The 20,490-nt window shown below is 38.8% G+C and carries 24 protein-coding genes; 20 read left to right on the top strand and 4 right to left on the bottom strand.

The annotated features are described in order from the left end of the window. Positions 1-16 precede the first annotated feature (16 nt). The 13 genes from C9J29_RS09775 to C9J29_RS09830 all read left to right on the top strand — a co-directional run bounded on the left by C9J29_RS09775 (position 17) and on the right by C9J29_RS09830 (position 9,822). Positions 17-799, top strand: coding sequence for a phosphatidylserine decarboxylase (locus tag C9J29_RS09775; RefSeq protein WP_008180928.1), 783 nt, complete (start codon positions 17-19; stop codon positions 797-799). 36 nt (positions 800-835) lie between these two features. Then, positions 836-1,357 carry a YqeG family HAD IIIA-type phosphatase gene (locus C9J29_RS09780; protein WP_089986658.1) on the top strand — a complete coding sequence of 174 codons (522 nt, stop codon included), beginning with the start codon at positions 836-838 and terminating at the stop codon, positions 1,355-1,357. Beyond that, on the top strand, positions 1,354-2,457 hold the full coding sequence (gene yqeH, locus C9J29_RS09785; RefSeq protein ID WP_089986657.1) for a ribosome biogenesis GTPase YqeH: 1,104 nt from the start codon (positions 1,354-1,356) through the stop codon (positions 2,455-2,457). The genes C9J29_RS09780 and yqeH overlap by 4 nt, the downstream gene beginning before the upstream one ends. A 36-nt stretch (positions 2,458-2,493) precedes the next feature. Then, complete coding sequence (aroE, locus tag C9J29_RS09790) at positions 2,494-3,324, top strand: shikimate dehydrogenase (protein ID WP_008180923.1); 831 nt, start codon at positions 2,494-2,496, stop codon at positions 3,322-3,324. 5 nt (positions 3,325-3,329) lie between these two features. Further along, positions 3,330-3,632: a ribosome assembly RNA-binding protein YhbY gene (yhbY, locus tag C9J29_RS09795; RefSeq protein WP_008180921.1), complete on the top strand. Its 303-nt coding sequence runs from the start codon at positions 3,330-3,332 to the stop codon at positions 3,630-3,632. Positions 3,633-3,641: 9 nt separating this feature from the next. After that, on the top strand, positions 3,642-4,232 hold the full coding sequence (locus tag C9J29_RS09800) for a nicotinate-nucleotide adenylyltransferase (protein WP_089986656.1): 591 nt from the start codon (positions 3,642-3,644) through the stop codon (positions 4,230-4,232). Next, positions 4,201-4,773: a bis(5'-nucleosyl)-tetraphosphatase (symmetrical) YqeK gene (gene yqeK / locus C9J29_RS09805; RefSeq protein WP_089986655.1), complete on the top strand. Its 573-nt coding sequence runs from the start codon at positions 4,201-4,203 to the stop codon at positions 4,771-4,773. Before C9J29_RS09800 ends, yqeK begins: the two co-directional genes overlap by 32 nt. Continuing rightward, positions 4,770-5,114 carry a ribosome silencing factor gene (gene rsfS / locus C9J29_RS09810; RefSeq protein ID WP_008180916.1) on the top strand — a complete coding sequence of 115 codons (345 nt, stop codon included), beginning with the start codon at positions 4,770-4,772 and terminating at the stop codon, positions 5,112-5,114. Before yqeK ends, rsfS begins: the two co-directional genes overlap by 4 nt. Beyond that, complete coding sequence (locus C9J29_RS09815; RefSeq protein ID WP_089986654.1) at positions 5,115-5,855, top strand: class I SAM-dependent DNA methyltransferase; 741 nt, start codon at positions 5,115-5,117, stop codon at positions 5,853-5,855. A gap of 113 nt (positions 5,856-5,968) precedes the next feature. Beyond that, the gene (locus tag C9J29_RS24295; RefSeq protein WP_170110033.1) at positions 5,969-6,118 is read left to right on the top strand and encodes a hypothetical protein; all 150 of its coding nucleotides are present in this window, start codon (positions 5,969-5,971) and stop codon (positions 6,116-6,118) included. A 99-nt stretch (positions 6,119-6,217) separates the two neighbouring features. Next, positions 6,218-6,853, top strand: a complete 636-nt coding sequence (locus tag C9J29_RS09820; RefSeq protein WP_008180910.1) for a helix-hairpin-helix domain-containing protein — start codon at positions 6,218-6,220, stop codon at positions 6,851-6,853. A 108-nt stretch (positions 6,854-6,961) separates the two neighbouring features. Beyond that, a complete protein-coding gene (locus C9J29_RS09825; RefSeq protein ID WP_008180909.1) occupies positions 6,962-7,531 on the top strand; it encodes a ComE operon protein 2 in 570 nt (189 codons plus the stop codon). A gap of 131 nt (positions 7,532-7,662) precedes the next feature. After that, positions 7,663-9,822 (top strand): DNA internalization-related competence protein ComEC/Rec2, encoded by a 2,160-nt coding sequence (locus tag C9J29_RS09830; protein ID WP_237068796.1) that lies wholly within the window; start codon positions 7,663-7,665, stop codon positions 9,820-9,822. Positions 9,823-9,854: 32 nt separating this feature from the next. On the opposite strand, the gene C9J29_RS09835 is transcribed toward C9J29_RS09830, so the two are convergent. Next, entirely contained in the window at positions 9,855-9,992 is a 138-nt protein-coding gene (locus C9J29_RS09835) for a YqzM family protein (RefSeq protein WP_004226902.1), read from the bottom strand. A gap of 275 nt (positions 9,993-10,267) precedes the next feature. Here C9J29_RS09835 and holA point away from each other — a divergent pair, with 275 nt between their 5' ends. Next, complete coding sequence (gene holA, locus C9J29_RS09840; RefSeq protein ID WP_096365201.1) at positions 10,268-11,278, top strand: DNA polymerase III subunit delta; 1,011 nt, start codon at positions 10,268-10,270, stop codon at positions 11,276-11,278. A 94-nt stretch (positions 11,279-11,372) separates the two neighbouring features. On the opposite strand, the gene rpsT is transcribed toward holA, so the two are convergent. Further along, positions 11,373-11,621: a 30S ribosomal protein S20 gene (rpsT, locus tag C9J29_RS09845; RefSeq protein WP_008180898.1), complete on the bottom strand. Its 249-nt coding sequence runs from the start codon at positions 11,619-11,621 to the stop codon at positions 11,373-11,375. Between the two features lie 163 nt (positions 11,622-11,784). Between rpsT and gpr the strand changes: the two genes are divergently transcribed. The 4 genes from gpr (at position 11,785) to lepA (ending at position 18,111) form a co-directional block, all read left to right on the top strand. Beyond that, entirely contained in the window at positions 11,785-12,801 is a 1,017-nt protein-coding gene (gpr, locus tag C9J29_RS09850; RefSeq protein ID WP_008180896.1) for a GPR endopeptidase, read from the top strand. A gap of 85 nt (positions 12,802-12,886) precedes the next feature. Next, positions 12,887-13,729, top strand: coding sequence for a stage II sporulation protein P (spoIIP, locus tag C9J29_RS09855; protein WP_237068797.1), 843 nt, complete (start codon positions 12,887-12,889; stop codon positions 13,727-13,729). Between the two features lie 414 nt (positions 13,730-14,143). Beyond that, positions 14,144-16,027, top strand: a complete 1,884-nt coding sequence (locus C9J29_RS09860) for an acyltransferase family protein (RefSeq protein WP_008179544.1) — start codon at positions 14,144-14,146, stop codon at positions 16,025-16,027. Between the two features lie 257 nt (positions 16,028-16,284). Beyond that, complete coding sequence (gene lepA / locus C9J29_RS09865; protein ID WP_008179541.1) at positions 16,285-18,111, top strand: translation elongation factor 4; 1,827 nt, start codon at positions 16,285-16,287, stop codon at positions 18,109-18,111. A gap of 109 nt (positions 18,112-18,220) precedes the next feature. Here lepA and C9J29_RS09870 read toward each other — a convergent pair whose 3' ends face one another. Together C9J29_RS09870 and C9J29_RS09875 are read right to left on the bottom strand one after the other, a co-directional pair. Continuing rightward, positions 18,221-18,505, bottom strand: coding sequence for a tyrosine-type recombinase/integrase (locus C9J29_RS09870; protein WP_107922067.1), 285 nt, complete (start codon positions 18,503-18,505; stop codon positions 18,221-18,223). Next, positions 18,456-19,133 carry a tyrosine-type recombinase/integrase gene (locus C9J29_RS09875; protein ID WP_164908732.1) on the bottom strand — a complete coding sequence of 226 codons (678 nt, stop codon included), beginning with the start codon at positions 19,131-19,133 and terminating at the stop codon, positions 18,456-18,458. The genes C9J29_RS09870 and C9J29_RS09875 overlap by 50 nt, the downstream gene beginning before the upstream one ends. 6 nt (positions 19,134-19,139) lie before the next feature. Between C9J29_RS09875 and C9J29_RS24300 the strand changes: the two genes are divergently transcribed. Both C9J29_RS24300 and C9J29_RS09880 read left to right on the top strand, forming a co-directional pair. After that, positions 19,140-19,439, top strand: a complete 300-nt coding sequence (locus C9J29_RS24300; RefSeq protein WP_115648617.1) for a Gp37-like protein — start codon at positions 19,140-19,142, stop codon at positions 19,437-19,439. Then, a complete protein-coding gene (locus C9J29_RS09880; RefSeq protein ID WP_107922069.1) occupies positions 19,439-20,485 on the top strand; it encodes a hypothetical protein in 1,047 nt (348 codons plus the stop codon). Before C9J29_RS24300 ends, C9J29_RS09880 begins: the two co-directional genes overlap by 1 nt. Positions 20,486-20,490 lie beyond the last annotated feature (5 nt).

Consider the following 20,490-nt stretch of genomic DNA (forward strand, 5'->3'; position numbering starts at 1 on the left):
ATAGGGGTTTTTACTAATGAAAGAAAAACTATATCAACGCTTGATAGAACTAACGAATGGTAAGCAATCCTCCAACCTTTTGCAAGCTATTGCGAAAGCTAAGTGGAGTAAACGTATAATTCCAAGCTACATGAAGTTATACGATATAAACCTTGAAGAAGTTTCAAAAAAACAACAACAATTTGCAAGTTTACATGATTTTTTTACAAGAGAGCTTTTAGAAGAAGCACGACCAATTGAAAAAAATCCGATGGTGTATGTAAGTCCTGTAGATGCCAAGGTAGAATCCTTTGGAAGGATTGAATGGGATATGACTTTTCTTGTAAAGGGTAAGCCATATGCACTTGAGGATTTACTTGGTCATTCGGAGCGAGCAGCCAACTATGTAGACGGCCATTTTATTGTCTTTTATTTAAGTCCTGCTGATTATCACCGTATTCACAGCCCGATTGATGGGGAAGTACTAAGACAGTATACGCTTGGTCAGAAATCTTATCCTGTGAATCAAATAGGTCTTACATACGGTAAAAAGCCAATTTCCCATAATTACCGTTTAGTGACAGAGTTGAAAACTGCACATAATCAGCAAGTAGCGTTTATAAAAGTGGGTGCGACCTTCGTGAATTCAATTGTGCTCACGAATAGAACAATACACTGGTATAAAGGGCAGGAAGTCGGTTATTTCTCATTTGGTTCAACAGTTGTGATGCTGTTTGAAAAGGATTCAATTGAGTTTACTGAAAATGTTGTTCAGGGCAACCCAATTCGAATGGGTGAAGCCTTTGCAAATATGCTATAATGGTCGAATAATACGTTAAGATTAGGGGTCGCTATTTTGTATAATTTTTTATTACCAAACGAATTTGTGACGAATATTTTCGAAATTACACCTGAAAAACTACAAGAATTAGGTATTAGAGGGATCATTACCGATTTAGATAATACCCTTGTGGAGTGGGATCGTGAGGATGCAACAGAGGAACTGATTATCTGGCTGCGCATCATGAAGGAATCCGGTATTCGTGTTATTATTGCGTCTAATAACAAGGAGGCACGTGTTAAACGCTTCGCAGAGCCTTTAGGTATTCCATATATTCATAAGGCAAAAAAGCCAATGCGAAATGCTTTTTATAATGCCCTTATTCAATTAGGCTTGCGTCCTAATGAAGTAGTCATGGTAGGCGATCAGCTTCTTACAGATGTAATGGGTGCGAATCGCTTAGGCTTGCATACAGTGCTAGTAAAACCTGTTGCACAGTCTGATGGCCTTGTAACAAAACTGAATCGATTCATTGAACGTCGAGTGTTTAATGATTTGAAACGAAAAGGAATTATAACTTGGGAGGAACAAGAATGATTGAAATGCCAAATTGTATTGGCTGTGGTACAACAATTCAAACAGAAGATAAAACAGCAGTTGGGTATGCACCCCCATCATCACTAGAAAAGGATGCGGTCATTTGCCAACGTTGCTTCCGTTTGAAAAATTACAATGAAATTCAACCAGTGTCATTAACTGATGACGACTTTTTACGCATTTTAAATGGCCTTGGTACACAGCAAGGCTTAATCGTAAAAATTGTTGATATTTTTGATTTTAATGGGAGCTGGCTACCTGGCCTACACCGTTTTGTAGGGAAGAATCCTGTGCTTTTGATTGCGAATAAAGCTGATTTATTACCGAAATCGGTTAAACCGAAAAAAGTTATCAATTGGTTAAAACGCGAAGCAAAAGCGTTAGGACTTCAGCCTGTTGATGTGCTGTTAGTAAGTGCCCATAAAGGTAAGGGAATGGCCGAAGCAATGGAAGCCATTGATGAATATCGACAAGGGCAAAATGTTTATGTTGTGGGTTGTACCAATGTAGGAAAATCCACATTCATTAACCGCATTATTAAGCAGGCAACAGGAGAGGGTGAGGTTATTACTACATCCCATTTCCCAGGTACTACATTAGATATGATTGAAATTCCATTGGATGATGGAAGTGCATTATATGATACGCCTGGTATTATTAATCACCATCAAATGGCCCATCATATTGATTCAAGTGAATTAAAATACATTATGCCAAAAAAAGAAATCAAGCCTAAAGTCTACCAACAAAATGCGGGACAAACCTTATTTATTGGGGCATTGGCGAGATTTGATTTTATTCAAGGAGACCGTTCTGCCTTTACCATCCATGTGGCAAATGATTTACCGATTCACCGAACAAAGCTTGAGAAGGCAGATATGCTGTATGCAGAACATAAGGGAGAACTTTTGGCACCACCGACTGAAGAGTTTATTGACCAACTTCCACCTTTAGTTCGCCATGAGTTTTCCATCAAAGAAGCCAAAACAGATGTTGTATTTTCTGGGCTAGGTTGGATTACTGTACAGCATGCAAATGTCGTAGTAGCAGCATACGCGCCTAAAGGTGTACAAGTTTCAATACGTCCATCACTTATATAGAAGGTGAAGGATGAAGGAGAGAAGAGGGACTAGGAAATGAAGAAGTGGTTTGCAGTTATTGGTGATCCGATCGAACATTCAAAATCACCAGCCATGCACAATGCTTGGTTTGAGGAAATGTCCATAGATGCGACATATATTCCAATACATGTATCTTCTGAGCAATTAGAGTCAGCAGTTGCTGGCTTGAAAACTTTAGGGGCAAGTGGCTGGAATGTAACAATTCCTCATAAAACAGCAATCATTCCCTATTTAGATGAGCTAGATGAGTTGGCGCAAAAAATGGGAGCAGTGAATACAGTTGTACGAACAACAAACGGAAAGCTGAAAGGCTTTAATACAGATGGTGTCGGCTTTGTGCGTTCACTAGAAGAAGCAGTAGGTTCATCACATAAAGACAAGCCTGTATTACTTGTTGGTGCAGGCGGCGCTGCCCGAGGTATAGCATTTGCTATGCAGCAGCAAGGCTATAATGATTTGACCATTACCAATCGTACAGTAGCCAATGCCCAAGCTATTGTGGATGAAATGGGTATTGGCCGTGCCATTTCATTAAAGGAAGCGGAAGAGACATTGGCTGAATTCAGCATCATTGTGCAAATGACTTCGGCAGGTCTTGCTACGGGCAATTTTTCAATGCCATTTTCCTTAAATCGTCTTGAGAAAGGAGCAATTGTTGCGGATATTGTGTATAATCCATTAATGACGCCTTTTTTACAAGCGGCTGAGGAAAAAGGGGCAACAATTGTGACAGGTTTAGGGATGTTTGTGCATCAAGGAGCCATATCTTTTGAGCACTGGTTGGGCAACTATCCAAATACAAATTCAATGATTGCGCAGCTAAAGGCGCAATTAGGAGGAAACTAATTTTTATGTTAACAGGTAAACAAAAACGTTTTTTACGTGCAGAAGCACACCATTTATCACCAATTTTCCAAGTGGGAAAAGGTGGCGTAAATGATGAAATGACTAAGCAAATTCGTGAGGCATTAGAAGTACGTGAGCTAATTAAAGTGCGTATTTTAGATAATTGTGAAGAGGATAAACATGAAGTGGCAGAAGCACTTGCAAAAGGTGCACATGCAGAGCTTGTCCAATTAATCGGCCTTACAGTTGTTTTATATAAAGAATCACGCAATCAAAAAAAGATTGTATTACCAAAAGCAACGAAATAAGGTGAGACGATGAAAAGGGTCGGTTTACTAGGAGGTACGTTTAATCCTCCACATATGGGGCATTTATTAATGGCAAATGAGGTATTTCATGCATTGCAACTCGATGAAATACGCTTTATGCCGAATGCCATACCGCCACATAAGCATGCACGGTATGATGCCAGTAATGTGGAACGACTTGAAATGGTGGAGCTTGCAATTCGCCCATTTCCTTATTTTTCGGTAGAGTCGTATGAGGTAGACAAGGGTGGCGTATCCTATTCCTATGAGACACTTTCGGCATTATGTAGAAAGGAACCTTCTGTAAAATTCTACTTTATTATCGGTGGCGATATGATTGATTCGCTACATACATGGCATTGTATAGATGACTTAGTAGAGCTTGTCCAATTTGTTGGTGTCAAGCGTCCAGGAACGGCAGCCACTACAGAGTACCCTATATGCATGGTGGAGGTGCCTCAAATCGATTTATCGTCCACGCTGATTCGTGAACGCCTAGCGACTGGAGGAACGGTGACACTTTTACTACCAGAAGCGGTAGAGTCGTTCATACGAGAGGAAGGTCTTTATGGAACGCGAACAGTATTTAGCGGCGATTAAGCCCAGAATGCCGGAAAAACGTTATATTCATACAATCGGTGTTATGGAAACGGCCATCGATCTTGCACGAATGTACGGCGAGGATGAGAAAAAGGCTGAAACAGCTGCAATCCTTCATGATATTGCTAAATATGCAGAAATAGAATGGATGGAGCAAATCGTCCGAACGGAAAAGTTAGATGAACGTCTCATTGGCTGGGGCAGTGAACTACTTCATGGCCCAGTTGGTGCATATATTGCAGAAAGTGAATTCCGCATCAAAGATGATGAGCTGTTGAATGCTATTCGTTTCCATACGACAGGACGACCTAATATGAGTCGTTTAGAAAAAATTATTTTTGTCGCAGATATGATTGAACCAAATCGCCAATTTGCTGGTGTGGATCGTCTGCGCAAAAAGGCGCAAAAAAATTTGGATAAGGCCATGAGTGCATGTGTCCGTCATACATTGGCATTTTTAATCGACACAAGGCAGCCTATTTATCCGTTATCAATAGAATGTTATAACGATATGATGAACAGAGAGGATAGTGAAGGATGACTTCAACTTTATTACAAGCAGCTTACAAAGCGATCGACGACAAACATGGTGAGGATATTGTCGTTTTAAATATGCAAGGAATTTCTCTTTTAGCAGATTACTTTATCATTGCCCATGGTAACTCAGATCGTCAGGTGCAAGCAATTGCACGCGAATTACAGGATGTAGCCGAAAAAGATGGCTATGAAATTCGCCGTGTCGAAGGTTTTGATGGAGCTCGTTGGGTTCTAGTAGACCTAGGAGATGTAGTAGCACACGTATTCCATAAAGATGAGCGTGCTTATTATAATTTAGAGCGTCTATGGGGCGATGCACCACAATTAGACATGCCAGAGGCCTAAGTGAGTAGTTACGAACGCTTCGCCCATGTCTATGATGAGCTACAAACTGATATTCCTTACAATCTCTATGTAGATTGGGTTGTACAGCATGCACCTAGCGGCCAATACAAAAAGCTATTAGATATTGGTTGTGGAACTGGTGTGCTTAGCTTGTTATTTGCACAGGCTGGCTACAAAGTCAGCGGCGTTGATTTATCAGAAGAGATGCTTTCCATTGCGACTGAGCGTTTTACTGATGCAGGATACGAGGCTCCATTTTATTGTATGTCCATGGACGAACTCGATGGCTTTGAGGAAGTCGATGTGGTCACAATTGCCATTGATTCTCTGAATTATGTTGTAGAGGAGCAAGCAGTCTATACTACATTAGAACGGATCTATAAAGCACTACGAGATGGGGGCCAGCTATTTTTTGATGTCCATTCACTATTTAAAATGACAGAAATCTTTTTAGATGGTCCATTTACGTATGACGATGGAGACATTAGTTATGTATGGCATACAGAGCCCGGAGACTTTGAGCATTCCATTATCCATCAAATGACCTTTTATGTGCGTGATGCTACGAGTGATTTATATGAACGCTTTGATGAGGAACATATTCAACGCACGTTTCCTATCGACCAATATATGACTTGGCTTCACGACATCGGCTTTAGTGATCTGGAAGTAACATCAGATTTTACAGACGAAGCACCCGAATATGAAAGCGAACGCATTTTCATCCGTGCGGTAAAGTAAATATGGGAAAGTACCACACTGCCGATTGGTAGTGTGGATTTTTTTTGTGAAGCTGGTGGAGAGAGCATTGAGGGTGATGGATAAAAGCGGAAGCGATGGATAAAGTAGTCAAAGTGGCGGATAGAATCGCGAAAGTGACGGATAGCGCAACAAAAGTGACGGATAAAACAGCGAGGGTGAAGGATAAAGTAGTCAAAGTGACGGATAGAACCGCAAAAGTGGCGGATAGAACCACAAAAATAACCAATCGAGCGATCAAATGAGAGCTTTCCGTCCCTGCTTTCAGGTTTGCAATCCAGGTTTGTTAGTGTATGATGAGGGTACCTCCATATGATGACCTTTTGCATTGAAAGGATGGTACTATGTTGCAATCTTTATGGCAAAAGTACAAAAAAGGTATGCTAATCCCTGGCGTACTAGTAATCAGTGGACTATTTTTTTACTTCTATTTTTCGAGTTCTGACTCTTCACTTCCCCAAGAAGAGCTCATCGAAACCATCCAACCTATTGAAGAAATAAATCAAGTGGTATCTACTGTGGAAGAGGCGGTCCAACAGCAGATATTTGTTGATATAAAGGGTGCTGTTATGTATCCGGGCGTTTATGAGCTTCAGCCAGATAATCGTATTATCGATGCTATTCAGCTTGCAGGTGGTTATATTGAGAATGCGGATACGCAACTTGTTAATCATGCGCAAAAAGTCCAGGACGAAATGGTCATTTATATTCCCATCAAGGGTGAGCATCTTGAAGATGCATCTACAAATCTGCTCATTTCACCTATAGAGAGCGAGAATAAGGATCAAAAAATTAATATCAATATCGCTGATACGGAGACTCTTGCCACATTACCAGGAATTGGCCCCTCAAAAGCTCAAAGTATTCTTAGTTATCGGGAGGAAAACGGACGCTTTCAAACTATTGATGACTTAAGAAATGTTAGTGGTATTGGTGAGAAAACATTTGAGAAATTAAAGGATTCTATTACAGTTAAGTAAAGCTAATAGCATATGACATATTGACGCCCCTTTTCCAAAAGGGCTACACTATAGTAGAAAAGCAACGTGATCGAAAAACTTGTAAGGCAAAATTTTGGAGGTAGTCATATGGAGCGAATTACTTGGGATCAATTTTTTATGGCTCAAAGCCATTTACTCGCATTGCGTAGTACATGTACAAGACTAGCGGTAGGAGCGACTGTTGTCCGCGATAAGAGGATTATAGCAGGGGGATATAATGGGTCCATTACGGGTGATGAGCATTGTATCGAAAAAGGCTGCTATGTGGTGGACAACCATTGTGTGCGTACTGTGCATGCTGAAATGAATGCGTTACTACAATGTGCTAAATACGGCACACCAACAAAAGGTGCAGATTTATATGTGACTCATTTCCCATGTCTCCCCTGTACAAAATCTATTATTCAAGCAGGCATTGAGCGTGTTTGTTATGCAACTGATTATAAAAATAATCCATATGCTCAAGAATTATTTGAAAAAGCAGGTGTGACAGTCGTCCATGTACCATTTGATGAACGGAAAATCGATTTTTTACGAGATGAAAAACTAGCCTTGTATACAGAGATGCTTCATGAACTTCGCGAGAACGGATTGCCAGCAGAAAAATTGCTTCCGTATGAACAGAAGGTGAGTGCACTATTTGGTATAAAGCTTTAAGGCATAAATGGATTTATATAGCTCTCGCTGTACTTGTCGCTTCCTTAGCTGCTCACAAGTCGGCATGGCTACTCGTATTAGTACTTCTTTTAGCCCTGTGGCTCATCTTAAAGGGTGAGTCACGTTTCTTAGTGATAATTGTGTTAATAGGTGGCTTATTATCGCATATTTTTTTTGTGACAATTCAATTAATAGCACCTACCCCACTGCCATCCTCTTTCCCTTTAACTTGGTCAAACGACTATAAAATAAGCGGCCAAAAGCTCCGTGGATTTGCTACAACTACAAATGGTCAAAAGTTATATGTAGTATATACATTTTCCTCAGAACAAGAAAAAGTTAATTATGAACATACATCTATAGCAGGAATGACGTATCTTGCGAAAGGTGAGTTTGTGACTCCTTCTCCATCAGTCCATGATTACGCCTTTTCTATGTCAACTTATTTAACGAGTAAGGGGGCAACTGGTATCGTTGAAATCACTAGTTGGACCTTTATGGAGAAGCGCAGTTCCCCCACCATATTTCTCGCTAAACTGAGACAACAGATGAAAAGACATATAGAAATGACATTTCCCCAAACACTAGTAGCGGAGGCTCAAGCCCTTCTCATTGGAGAGCAGGATCAAATGGATGATGAGCTACAACGAGCCTATCAAAAGCTAGGAATCACTCATTTATTTGCAATCTCTGGTTTACATGTAGCACTGATGTCATGGTTATTTTTTGAAGGCTTGCTACGCATACGTATTCGCAAAGAGATGGCGACTGTGGCCTTGCTCATTTTACTACCGATCTACGGGGTCATTGCGGGGGGTGCTCCGTCTGTATGGCGAGCAGTCTCAGTCGTAGAATTAATGATGTTGCTCCGTTATTTGAAATGGGAGCTGTCAATCGATGACGCACTTGCTATCAGCTTTACAGGGTTTGTTTTACTTGAACCGGGAGTAATCTTTCAAATTGGTTTCCAACTGTCCTATTTAGCAGCGGCTAGTCTAGTTTATTCTAGTTTTATTTTTACCCAGACTAGCAATTGGATATCCCGTTCTTTTTTCGTCACATTCGTCTGTCAGCTACTCGTCTATCCTTTATTACTTCATCATTTTTATGAACTTTCCATTTCCTCGTTTTTTGTCAATATTATCTTCGTTCCTTTGTTTTCCTTCGTTATTTTACCTTTTAATATGGTAGCGTTAGTTCTTACGTATATTTCCTTACCATTAGCAAACCTTTTATTTGCAGGCTACGAGCCTCTGCGAAATGGGCTAACGAATGTCATTTTTTCAATACAAGCACTGCCTTTTCAATTATGGTCACCAGGTAAACCATCCATCTGGCTTTGTTGTTTAGCGATGCTAAGCGTTCTCGCGTGTTTCTATTTCTTAGAAACAAAACGTTTTGGGCATGCGATTGTTGTTTTAGTCATCCCAGCGATCTGGATTCATGTTTACCCAATGCTTTATAGTGACACAAAGATAACGTTTTTAAATGTAGGGCAGGGTGATTGCATTGTGATTGAATTGCCATTTAGGGAGGCTGTATATGTCATTGATGCTGGTGGCCTTTTACGCTTTGAACAAGAGCAATGGAAGAAGCCAAATAAAGTTTACGAGGTGGGGAAACAAGTGGTAGTCCCATTTCTGAAAGGGAAAGGAATACGAACCATTGATATTTTTATTGTTTCGCATGCAGACGCTGATCATGTGGAAGGAGCCGAGGAGATTTTACAAGAGATTGGGATGAAAGAAATTCACGTTACACCTGGTTCGTTGGGACAGCCTATTATGAGAGATTTGTTAAGGGAAGCCCAAAAGCAAAACGTTCCTATAAAAGAAAAGATGAAGGGCACTTCATGGCAGAAAGGCGAGACTAGCTTTTCTTATTTATGGCCTCAGGATACCTATTACGAGGGTAATGATGACTCCCTTGTTTTATACATGCGTCAGAAGGCGTTTACAGCGTTATTTACAGGTGATTTAGAGAAATATGGCGAACAACAGCTTATGATGCATTATGGACCTCTAATAGCTAATATAACCCTTCTGAAGGCTGGTCATCATGGCAGTAAAACATCTAGTATCGAATCATTTGTAGAGCTCGTACAACCTCAATTCACCGTTTTCAGTGCTGGGCTTCAAAATCGTTATGGTCATCCACATGAAGAGGTAGTTGAGCGATTTGTCAATCGGAATTTAGCTACTTGGACAACGGGGGTGGATGGCACAATCGAAGTACGTATTCAGGGTAATCGTTGGACAGTCACAGCAAAAGAAAAAGACCTTGTCCAATGATCAAGGTCTTTTTCCTTCGTATTTAAGTCTGATTACTGTGATACGAACTCTACTATTGTCGCGATAATAAACATTAGTGTGAAAACGCCAAATGATACACCGAAACCAACACCTGAATCGATTGCATCGTTACGTCGACATTGTATGTTTTTTCCTTCAAATGGATTCATTGTTATCCCTCCAATTCTGTTATTTATTATAAGACAACATGTACATAAAAGCTATATCGAAAAGGAGAATTCCCCGGCTGGCAAGGAATCGACACAATTCGGTCAAACTCACTACAGGACACCTAAGATAGCTTGGTGATTGCTCGACAGAGCCGTAATCTTGGATTGGCTTACCAAATGAACGCCATATAAGTATGGCATCTATCAAGGTTGTAGCCTGCTCAATCCAGATAAAATCATGTATACTTATAGTATTGCTAGATGGAGGGAAAATTATGATTTCAACGGTTTGGAAAACAATAAAAAAAGGTGAGCTGGCACCAGTATATCTACTAGTTGGTGAAGAAAGCTATTTTATAGATGAAACCATTAAGCGTATAAAAGAAGCAATGGGACCAGAAGACGAGCTGGAAATGAGTACTTTTGATTTAGATGAAGTGCCTGTTGATGCTGTTATGGATGAAGCGGATACCATTCCCTTTTTCTCTGCGCAAAAGCTCATTATTGCCAAAAATGCTTCATTTTTAAAGGCGACAGAGAAAGGCAAAGAAAAGATTGACCATGATGTGAAACGACTGGAGACATGGTTGTCCAACCCTTCTGATTTTTCCGTAACCGTTTTTATTGCTCCATATGAAAAGTTAGATGAGCGTAAAAAAGTGACAAAAATGATGAAAGAGCATGCATTACTGGTCGAAGCAGAAACACCTAAAGAGCAGGATTTAGCTGTTTGGATTCAAAGTAATGTTAAGGCACAGGGCAATAGCATTACACAGGATGCGATCGAGCTTCTTGTGACGATGGTTGGGGCGAACATGCTTCAATTACAAATGGAAATAGACAAGCTTACCCTTTATCTTGGTGAAGGCGGAGAAATTACGGTATCGCTAGTGGAGGATTTAGTGGCAAAAACATTGGAGCAGGACGCCTTTAAAATGCTCAACGCCTATTTGGCCAATGATTCGGTCAGCGCTTTGTCGATTTATCATGATTTATTGCGACAAAAGCAAGAGCCGATTATGCTTGTTGGACTACTAGCATCCAATGTTCGCACGATGTCGAATGTTTTTTATTTATTGAAAAAAGGGTACCATCCGCAGCAAATCGCCAAAAATTTAAAAATACATCCGTATCGTGTCAAATTAATGACGGAGCAACGTAATCGTCCGTCAGAAGAAAGCTTACTGAGAGCATTATATCAACTAGCGGAGGTCGATTTACAGTTGAAATCAACAGGTGGTAATCGCGAACGATATTTGGAGCTCTTTTTACTTCGTCAACTTTAATACAAAAGCTGTCCAATAGCGGACAGCTTTTATGTTTTCGATAAAAATTAAAAAGACCAGCTACTCTTAATAGAGTATCTGATCCTTTAAACAATTACGCTTTTTTAGCAAGGCGAGACTTTTTACGAGCCGCCGCGTTTTTGTGGATAAGTCCTTTTGAAGCTGCTTTATCTAATGATTTGAAAGCTGCTTGTAAAAGTTCTTGTTTGTTTTCAGCATTGTCAGCAACAGCGTTTTCAGCTTTTTTCACTGTAGTACGCATAGCAGATTTAGCTTGAGAATTAGCAATGTTAGCTTTTTCGTTAACTTTTACGCGTTTAATCGCAGATTTAATGTTTGGCATATATTTCACCTCCTAAATTAGGTACGAGATGATATCTTCTCATTGATTTCTTGTGTCAATACAACAAAAATCATTTTAACAAACGCTTGGCTAAATTGCAATAGATAAATGCAAAGAATATTTACTTGACAGTTTGAACAAACTACTGCTTGAGGTGATTTGTATGCAAAATTTTAACTGGTATCGGACAGATTTAATCGATGAATCTGAAGAGGTAGTTGTCCATCAGACGAAAGAGCAAAAAGAAAAGCTTAAACAATCGAGTGGCGTTCAAATTGAGGACCGAACAGCCGGACGAGTGAAAATTACGGATGTGCTAGTGGATGGAGAGGGTGAGAAGCAAATTGGCAAAAAAGAAGGCCAATATATTACCCTTTCTGTTCCGACACTGACATTAGAAGATCAGGACGGATTTGTACAGTTGGAGCAAGAATTGCTAGAGAATTTTAAAAAATTACATGAATCGCTCTCCTGGCAAGAGGACGATAAAATTTTAATTATTGGTTTGGGTAATCGCACGATTACACCTGATGCGATTGGTCCGTATCTGATTGATCATTTGCATAGTTTAGATGTGATTGATGATAAATTTGTTATGTATGCCCCAGGTGTCACTGGACAAACGGGTTATGAAACGGGAGAGTTTGTAGCCGCAATTGCTGAGCGATTAAAGCCAAAATTAGTCATTGTCGTTGATGCGCTTGCGACAAGAGCTAGTAATCGACTTTGCAAAACCATTCAATTAACGAATACAGGTATACATCCAGGGTCAGGTGTAGGGAATCAAAGGCAAGAAATCTCCTATGAAATGCTTGGCATTCCTGTAACAGCCATTGGTATACCGACAGTGGTAGATGCGCCTGTTTTAATTGCTGATGCGGTAGAAGTTATGCTGCGATCAATAGCGGCTCGCGTAGCTGAACGTAGTAATCCTTCATCGAAGCTATCATTATCCTCATGGCAGCCAAATATCGACAAGGAGCTAGATATGTCATTGGTTGAACCTATTTTCGGGGAATGGGCAACATGGACGAGAGAGGAACGTCAGCAATTGTTTGAAGAAACTTTTGCAGCCTCACATAGACAATTGATGGTAACGCCTAAAGAAGCGGATTACTGGATTGATCGTTACGCAAATTTAGTCGCTTCAATGCTGATGAACTGGGCCAGTGATTTATAAAAATTAGCTAACATTATGCATAAATCAGGAAAAATTTTTACGTTCTAAATGACACCCCCCCTCCATACGATATGGGGAGGAGGGTGTGACTTTGCTAAAAAAACTACAATGGTCATTTGGTATATTATTGTTCTTTTTCGTATTACCTGTCATTGCTGGGCAACTTCCGTTCAACAAGCAAGCATCGACTCCGATTAAACAACCTGAAGATAAACAAGTCGTGTTTGCCGCTACTAATCTAGAAGAACAGAATGTACTTGAACAAACGAAAGAGCCCAAACCAGATTTAGATCCGTTTAAGGTGTTAGTATTATTTACGCATACGCATGAAGCATACGAACCGATGGTGAAAGCTGTGAGTGGTAAGGTAGCGACTTCTCATGAAACGGTCAACATTATGAGCTTGAAGGATAAGATTGTGAATCATTTTAATGTCAATGGTTTAAAGACGGATATTCTTGATGTAGATACTATGAAGGAATTACAAGCACAGGGGAAGGGCTATCATCAATCCTATGATGTGATAAGACCTTTTCTTAGTAAACATTTAGAAACCAATAATTATGATTTAATACTAGATTTACATCGTGATTCCTTAAAACATGATCTTACAACGATCTCATATAATGGGGAAAACTATGCGAAAATCGCTATCGTCGTTGGGGCAGAGCATGCTAATTACCGCTGGAACACAGCTTATGCAGAAAGTTTATCTTCCACATTGAATGCCATCGTTCCGAAAATATCAAAAGGTGTTATTTCCAAAAGTGGAGATGGTGTCGATGGGAGATATAATCAAGATTTAGCAAAGCAAATGATGATTATTGAAATCGGTGGGATTGGCAATACAGAAGAAGAGGTAAATCGAACGATTGCGGTAATCGGGAAAGCCATATCAAAGGCATTTGTTAATGATTCAAAAAAATAAACATAGTAGTCAAAAAGTGAGTCTCCTATAGGCTCGCTTTTTGATATTTTATTATAATAAAAATTTCCAGAAAAAAATCTAATTATTGGGCTTTCCATTGCTCAATTCTTGCCTTATAATTTTCAAGTTGGCTCACGATTTTATAATGAATGAAGGCATATGCTAACAGGGTGAAAGAGCTTTTGTAGTATCTACCATTTATGGTAATGCCTTTTTAGAAATACATATGTAGAGAATGAATTTTATAAGAGACTAGAAAAGTAATGACATTCAATATTTCTCTAAAACTTTTATCGTTTCTCAAACGTCAAACATATAAGTGAACAAACTAATCATTTGAGAGGGGATGGTTTTCAATCAAGGTTTCACAATACTTGACAATAGGTTTTATAGATTATTGAAGGAAGGAATAGTATGTCAGGCAAGTCATTAAATCATCGTTACATTCCTGGACTAGACGGGATTCGAGCATTAGCTGTATTAGCAGTTATTGCTTATCATTTTAACTTCAGTTGGGCTAGAGGTGGCTTTTTAGGAGTTGATATCTTTTTTGTGCTATCAGGCTATTTAATCACCTCTACCATGTTACCTTTAAAGGGCAACCAATTAACAGTCAGTCTAAAGAAATTTTGGATTGGACGATTTAGACGGTTACTACCGGCTGCCTACGTTATGATTATTACATCATTTGTTTGGGCAATGCTCTTTCATAAAGAGCTCCTTCATACATTACGTGGAGATGCACTGTCTTCTATTTTCTATTCAAGTAATTGGTGGTTCATTTTTCATAAACTTTCTTATTTTGATAGTTTCGGTTCTCCATCACCCTTAAAAAATTTATGGTCATTAGCCATTGAAGAACAATTTTATGTTATTTGGCCATTACTTTTAATGATAGGACTGTATGTTGTAAAAAAACAAAGTAAACTAGCAAAGATTGTTTTTATTGGAGCTATTTGCTCGGCCCTATTAATGGCAATACTTTACCAGCCAGGTGCTGATCCGAGTCGTGTATATTATGGAACGGACACACGCTGTTTTGAATTATTAATTGGCTGCTGGTTAGCGCTTATTTGGCCAATGAAAAGACTATCATCACAAAAATTATCAATAAACCATATGAAGAAATTAAATAGTATTAGCTTTATTTCGTTTACTATTTTTCTTGTCAGCATTATGTATGTGGATGAATTTCAAACATTCCTTTATAGAGGCGGAATGTTCCTATTTTGCTTGAATGCAGCCGTATTAATTGCTTGTGTTTGTCATCCAGTTAGTATTTTAGGAAGAATACTTGCGTGGAAACCACTATGTTGGATTGGCTCACGATCCTACGGTATTTATCTTTGGCACTACCCCGTCATGGTATTAGGCACACCTATTCATGAAATTGGAAACCCCTCCTATTGGCGAATTGCGCTTCAGTTAGTACTCATCGTGACGATTGCAGAATGCTCCTATCGCTTTATTGAAATGCCGATCCGTAAAGAAGGATTCTGGGCATATTATCGGAAATATTTCGTATTCAATAAAAAGAAATGGGGGAGCCTCACATTTTCAAGAAAAGTATCTACTGTCATGGCTCCACTTTTCCTTCTTGTATTTTTCACAGGGATTACAGGGGTCGTGGGAGAAGGCCAGCAAAGTTCAAAGGATTCGTATCCAACTGCCATTAAAATTAATGGTGATGAACCTACTGCTAATCCAATAAAAGAACCGGACAAAACAACTGACAATCCTTCACCTAGTAAGGAAGAAGAAGTTGATGTTCCAGATATAGAAACACCAAAGCCAGAAGAACACGAAACAAATGTTGTGCCTGAGAAAGAGGATGCTTATCAAAACATACTAGCAATTGGTGATTCTGTTATGATCGATATAGCAACGAGCTTACATAAGGTTTTTCCGAACATTACAATTGATGGGAAGATAGGTCGTCAAGTTTCACAAGCTGTCAAGCTAGCACCAAATTATGCGAGTTTTAATCAATCTAATAATGCGATAATAATCCAATTAGGGACAAATGGCTATTTTACGAATGACCAAATAGATACACTTCTTGCTGCATTTGCTCATGCAGATATTTATTTAGTAAATACACGTGTGCCTCGTTCATGGGAAGGGAAAGTGAATGCGTCTTTACTCCAAAAGTCAGAGGAACATGAAAATATTACACTCATTGACTGGCATGCGGCAGCCCTTAATCATCCAGAATACTTCGCTCCAGATGGTGTTCATTTAGAGAAAAAGGGTGTAGAAGTTTTAACAAATCTTATTCAACAATCCATCAACAAATAAATGAATAAAAAAGTCAGTATATACAGCTTTTGTCTGTGTAGCTGACTTTTTTTATTTCGTAGAATATAATGTTTTTTTCAATCAATTCTTATTGAGGAGTCCAATCCCACTGTATTTATATACTTAAAACTATGAAATTTAATTGCGGTAGCAAACATCCAAAGTATTGATATTATAGGCTTTCTAGTCTAGTTGCTGTTGTACTTTGAGTAGCGTTCATAGTATAATTCATTATAGTTTAATTAGGAGTGGAAAAGATGAACCGAGAAGCACGTTTAAAACGACAAGAGAATATACGGAATTTCTCTATTATTGCACATATTGACCACGGGAAATCAACGCTTGCAGACCGTCTTTTAGAGCAAACAAAATCATTAACATCCCGTGAAATGAAAGCACAGCTCCTCGACTCAATGGATTTAGAGCGTGAGCGAGGCATTACGATTAAATTAAATGCAGTTCAATTAAAGTACGAAGCAAAAAACGGTGAAGTATATACATTTCATTTAATCGACACACCAGGACATGTCGATTTCACATATGAGGTTTCCCGTAGTTTAGCTGCTTGTGAGGGCGCCATTTTAGTAGTGGATGCTGCACAAGGTATTGAAGCGCAAACACTGGCAAATGTTTATTTAGCTCTTGATAATGATCTAGAAATATTACCTGTTATTAATAAAATTGATTTACCAGCAGCAGATCCTGAACGCGTACGTCAAGAAGTGGAGGATGTCATCGGGTTAGATGCATCTGAAGCAGTATTAGCTTCTGCTAAGGCAGGAATTGGGATTGAGGATATTTTAGAGCAAATCGTTGAAAAGGTACCAGCACCAACAGGTGATCCAGATGCACCTCTACAAGCCTTAATCTTTGACTCAATTTATGATGCCTATAAAGGTGTTATCATCTCCATTCGTGTTATCAATGGAACTGTAAAGCCTGGAGATAAAATCCGCATGATGGCAACAGGAGCGGAATTCGAAGTTATTGAAGTTGGGGTACATACACCAAAAGTTGTGCCACAATCTGAATTAACGGTTGGGGATGTAGGCTATTTAACAGCATCTATTAAAAATGTAGGGGACACACGAGTAGGGGATACAGTAACCTATGCAAACCGTCCAGCTACTGAGCCACTAGCAGGGTACCGTCGCTTAAATCCAATGGTATACTGTGGTTTATACCCAATCGATACAGCCAAATACAATGATTTACGTGAAGCTTTAGAAAAATTAGAGTTAAATGACTCGGCTCTACAGTATGAGCCTGAGACATCTCAAGCACTTGGTTTTGGTTTCCGTTGTGGATTCTTAGGATTACTACATATGGAGATTATTCAGGAGCGAATTGAGCGTGAATTTAATATTGACCTAATTACAACTGCGCCTTCGGTAATTTACGAAGTCCATATGACAGATGGCTCTTCCATCAAAGTAGATAATCCTTCCTTTATGCCAGATCCACAAAAAATTGATCGTGTAGAGGAGCCCTATGTAAAAGCTACAATTATGGTGCCAAATGATTATGTAGGAGCGGTCATGGAGCTATGTCAAATGAAGCGCGGTAATTTCATGACAATGGATTATATTGATACAACTCGTGTAAGTATTATTTATGAAATGCCTTTATCAGAAATCGTGTACGATTTCTTTGATTATTTGAAATCAAATACAAAAGGCTATGCATCATTTGACTACGAATTAATCGGTTACAAGCAATCAAAATTAGTGAAAATGGATATTTTACTAAATGCTGAGCAAGTCGATGCACTAAGCTTTATCGTACACCGTGATTTTGCCTATGATCGTGGTAAAATTATCGTTGAAAAATTAAAAGAATTAATCCCACGTCAACAATTTGAAGTTCCAATTCAAGCAGCAGTTGGCCAAAAAATTGTGGCACGTTCAACAATTAAAGCTATCCGTAAAAACGTGTTAGCGAAATGTTACGGTGGGGATATCTCACGTAAACGCAAGCTTCTTGATAAACAAAAAGAAGGTAAAAAACGTATGAAACAAGTAGGTTCAGTCGAAGTCCCACAAGAGGCATTCATGGCTGTACTGAAGATGGATGATACGAAGTAAAGTTGATGTAACAGCGTTTATAGGGGTTTTAAACAATTGATTTTATATCAATTTGGTGGGGTTCCCCACCAATTCCCCACCATAAAAAAATAAGTTAGAAATTCTTTTCTTATATATCTTGAGCAAATGAGTCAAAGATGTTTGCGGCATCTCGGGCCATTTTTTCAGTGAGGTGGACATAGCGATCTTCTGTTACGGCAGCTCGACTATGTCCTAATCTTTTTTGTACTGTTTTAACAGGTGTACCGTTTTCGATTAAAGTTGTAGCATGTGTGTGGCGTAGGAAATGAAAGTTAAAACTAATATTTAACTTTTCGCTTATTTTTCTAGTATTATATTTAATTTCACTTGGCGTACAATGTTCGCCATTTTTCTTTTTTACATACATAATCATGTTCAGGATCCTGTAGATAAAACTCACCGTATTTTAAACGATTTTCTAATTGTGCTTTTTTAATACGTTTAAGCATTTCTGCGAGTGTATTACCAAATGGAATTGTTCGATAACCAGCCTTTGATTTTGGAGGTCTAGGTTGCCATTGTGCTTTCCCATTCTCATCTTTAATGGCAACTAATTGTTGTTCAACCTCCAATGTCATTTCTTCAAAGTTTATGTGTTTCCATTCGAGTCCACAAACTTCTCCTACCCGCAACCCACAATGTAACCCAATATGAAATGGTAAATAAAAAGGGTGTTCTTCATCTAAAGAACTATTAATAAGCCTTAGATTTTCTTTAGTTTGTATCTTTAATTCCTCACGAGTTGGTTTCCGTTTCTTATCTTTCATTAACTCAACATAATGCATGGGGTTTTCTTTAATGTATTTGTAGGGGTATACTGCATGATTCAATGCTTTGCTTAAGATACCTATGATTATACTTAATGTTTGCCGAGCGTAACCTTCACGTGTTTTTAAATTAATGAATTGTTGCAACACATGGGGAGTGAGTGATTTAACTTTATACTTTCCTAAGTGTGGAACGATATGATTTCTAATAGTTGATTCATAGTTATAGATCAAAAAACGATGACTCCAGCAGAATATGATGAGGCACTTCGAAATCGTGGAGATGAAAAATTGTCTGAATATCAAATCATAGAAACGTTTGAAAGTGAAGTAGATATGTATAGTCAATTTACGTACAACATTGATTATAAGCTTGGTGATCGAGTAAGTGTACGAAATGACGAGATACAACGCATTTTGCATCCACGTGTTATTTCAGCCACTTTAACAAGCAATAAGGAAGGAATAACGCTTAGTATTAACTTTGGTAGCAATATCCCAACTATCTACGAAAAGATAATAAAGAAGGTGAATAAGTAATGACGATATATAATGGTATTTTTAACAGTGTCAACGGTGATCGTAAATACAATGCATGGTGGTTCGCCAAATATTTTGCTACCTTTATAGGTAATGGTGTTTTTCCGAATCCATCCTCGAACCTTCAAGTAGCTGCATATCAGAATATGAAAGTAGTCGTTAAACCAGGAAGTGGCTGGATTGACGGCTATTTTATTTTTAGTGATGGAGATCATGTGTTGTCATTAGATGTTGCGGATGGTGTTTTAAAGCGTATTGATCGAGTTGTTATGCGCCTAAATCATTTAACTCGAAAGATAGAAATCGTAGTCAAAAAAGGTACATTTGCAAGTAGTCCAGCAGCTCCTACATTACAACGCGATGCTGACGCTTATGAGCTAGCCCTTGCTGATGTTTTGATTAATAATGGTGCTACTCAAATTACACAAGCTAATATTACCGATCAAAGGTTAAATAGCACTCTGTGCGGAATCGTACATGGCACAGTAAATCAAGTTGATACAACTACAATTTTCAATCAATATCAAGCTTGGTTTAACGACATTAAAGGCAGTGTTGCAGGAGAACTTGTTGCTTTTCAGGAGATACAAGAACAAGAATTTTTAACTTGGTTTGAATCCATTAAGGATATTTTAGATGGAGATGTTGCTGCTAACTTAGCAGCTAGGGTAGCCAATTTAGAACAAATAGTTAACCCACATATAGCTGATTTAGTTAAACATAATAACTACGGAATTGCTACTGGTACAAATACATTAGTTGTCACGTTAACGCTTGCACCGACTACTTTAACAGAAGGTTTCACCTTACGATTTAAAAATACAATAGCAAATACAGGCGCAACCACTTTGAATGTTAACGGTCTAGGTGCCAAACCCCTCAGAAAAAATGGTGGTATTGCATTAAGTGCCGGAAATTTAAAAGCTGGTGGAATATACTCTGTCACTTATGATGGAGCATCTTTTCTCTTAGCGGATGAAGGGGGGGGAGTATGGAACAGTTACAGCAAACGATGTACGACAAGGCAAGACGTTTGGTTCACCTGATGGAG

Source organism: Lysinibacillus fusiformis (genome assembly GCF_003049525.1).
Classification (GTDB): domain Bacteria; phylum Bacillota; class Bacilli; order Bacillales_A; family Planococcaceae; genus Lysinibacillus; species Lysinibacillus fusiformis.

Excerpts from the sequence above, each read along its gene's own strand:
- C9J29_RS09775 (WP_008180928.1), top strand. The coding sequence starts at position 17 with ATGAAAGAAAAACTATATCAACGCTTGATAGAACTAACGAATGGTAAG.
- yqeH (WP_089986657.1), top strand. The coding sequence starts at position 1,354 with ATGATTGAAATGCCAAATTGTATTGGCTGTGGTACAACAATTCAAACA.
- aroE (WP_008180923.1), top strand. The coding sequence starts at position 2,494 with ATGAAGAAGTGGTTTGCAGTTATTGGTGATCCGATCGAACATTCAAAA.
- yhbY (WP_008180921.1), top strand. The coding sequence starts at position 3,330 with ATGTTAACAGGTAAACAAAAACGTTTTTTACGTGCAGAAGCACACCAT.
- C9J29_RS09800 (WP_089986656.1), top strand. The coding sequence starts at position 3,642 with ATGAAAAGGGTCGGTTTACTAGGAGGTACGTTTAATCCTCCACATATG.
- yqeK (WP_089986655.1), top strand. The coding sequence starts at position 4,201 with ATGGAACGCGAACAGTATTTAGCGGCGATTAAGCCCAGAATGCCGGAA.
- rsfS (WP_008180916.1), top strand. The coding sequence starts at position 4,770 with ATGACTTCAACTTTATTACAAGCAGCTTACAAAGCGATCGACGACAAA.
- C9J29_RS09820 (WP_008180910.1), top strand. The coding sequence starts at position 6,218 with ATGTTGCAATCTTTATGGCAAAAGTACAAAAAAGGTATGCTAATCCCT.
- C9J29_RS09825 (WP_008180909.1), top strand. The coding sequence starts at position 6,962 with ATGGAGCGAATTACTTGGGATCAATTTTTTATGGCTCAAAGCCATTTA.
- C9J29_RS09835 (WP_004226902.1), bottom strand. The coding sequence starts at position 9,992 with ATGAATCCATTTGAAGGAAAAAACATACAATGTCGACGTAACGATGCA.
- holA (WP_096365201.1), top strand. The coding sequence starts at position 10,268 with ATGATTTCAACGGTTTGGAAAACAATAAAAAAAGGTGAGCTGGCACCA.
- rpsT (WP_008180898.1), bottom strand. The coding sequence starts at position 11,621 with ATGCCAAACATTAAATCTGCGATTAAACGCGTAAAAGTTAACGAAAAA.
- gpr (WP_008180896.1), top strand. The coding sequence starts at position 11,785 with ATGCAAAATTTTAACTGGTATCGGACAGATTTAATCGATGAATCTGAA.
- C9J29_RS09860 (WP_008179544.1), top strand. The coding sequence starts at position 14,144 with ATGTCAGGCAAGTCATTAAATCATCGTTACATTCCTGGACTAGACGGG.
- lepA (WP_008179541.1), top strand. The coding sequence starts at position 16,285 with ATGAACCGAGAAGCACGTTTAAAACGACAAGAGAATATACGGAATTTC.
- C9J29_RS09870 (WP_107922067.1), bottom strand. The coding sequence starts at position 18,505 with ATGATTATGTATGTAAAAAAGAAAAATGGCGAACATTGTACGCCAAGT.
- C9J29_RS24300 (WP_115648617.1), top strand. The coding sequence starts at position 19,140 with ATGACTCCAGCAGAATATGATGAGGCACTTCGAAATCGTGGAGATGAA.
- C9J29_RS09880 (WP_107922069.1), top strand. The coding sequence starts at position 19,439 with ATGACGATATATAATGGTATTTTTAACAGTGTCAACGGTGATCGTAAA.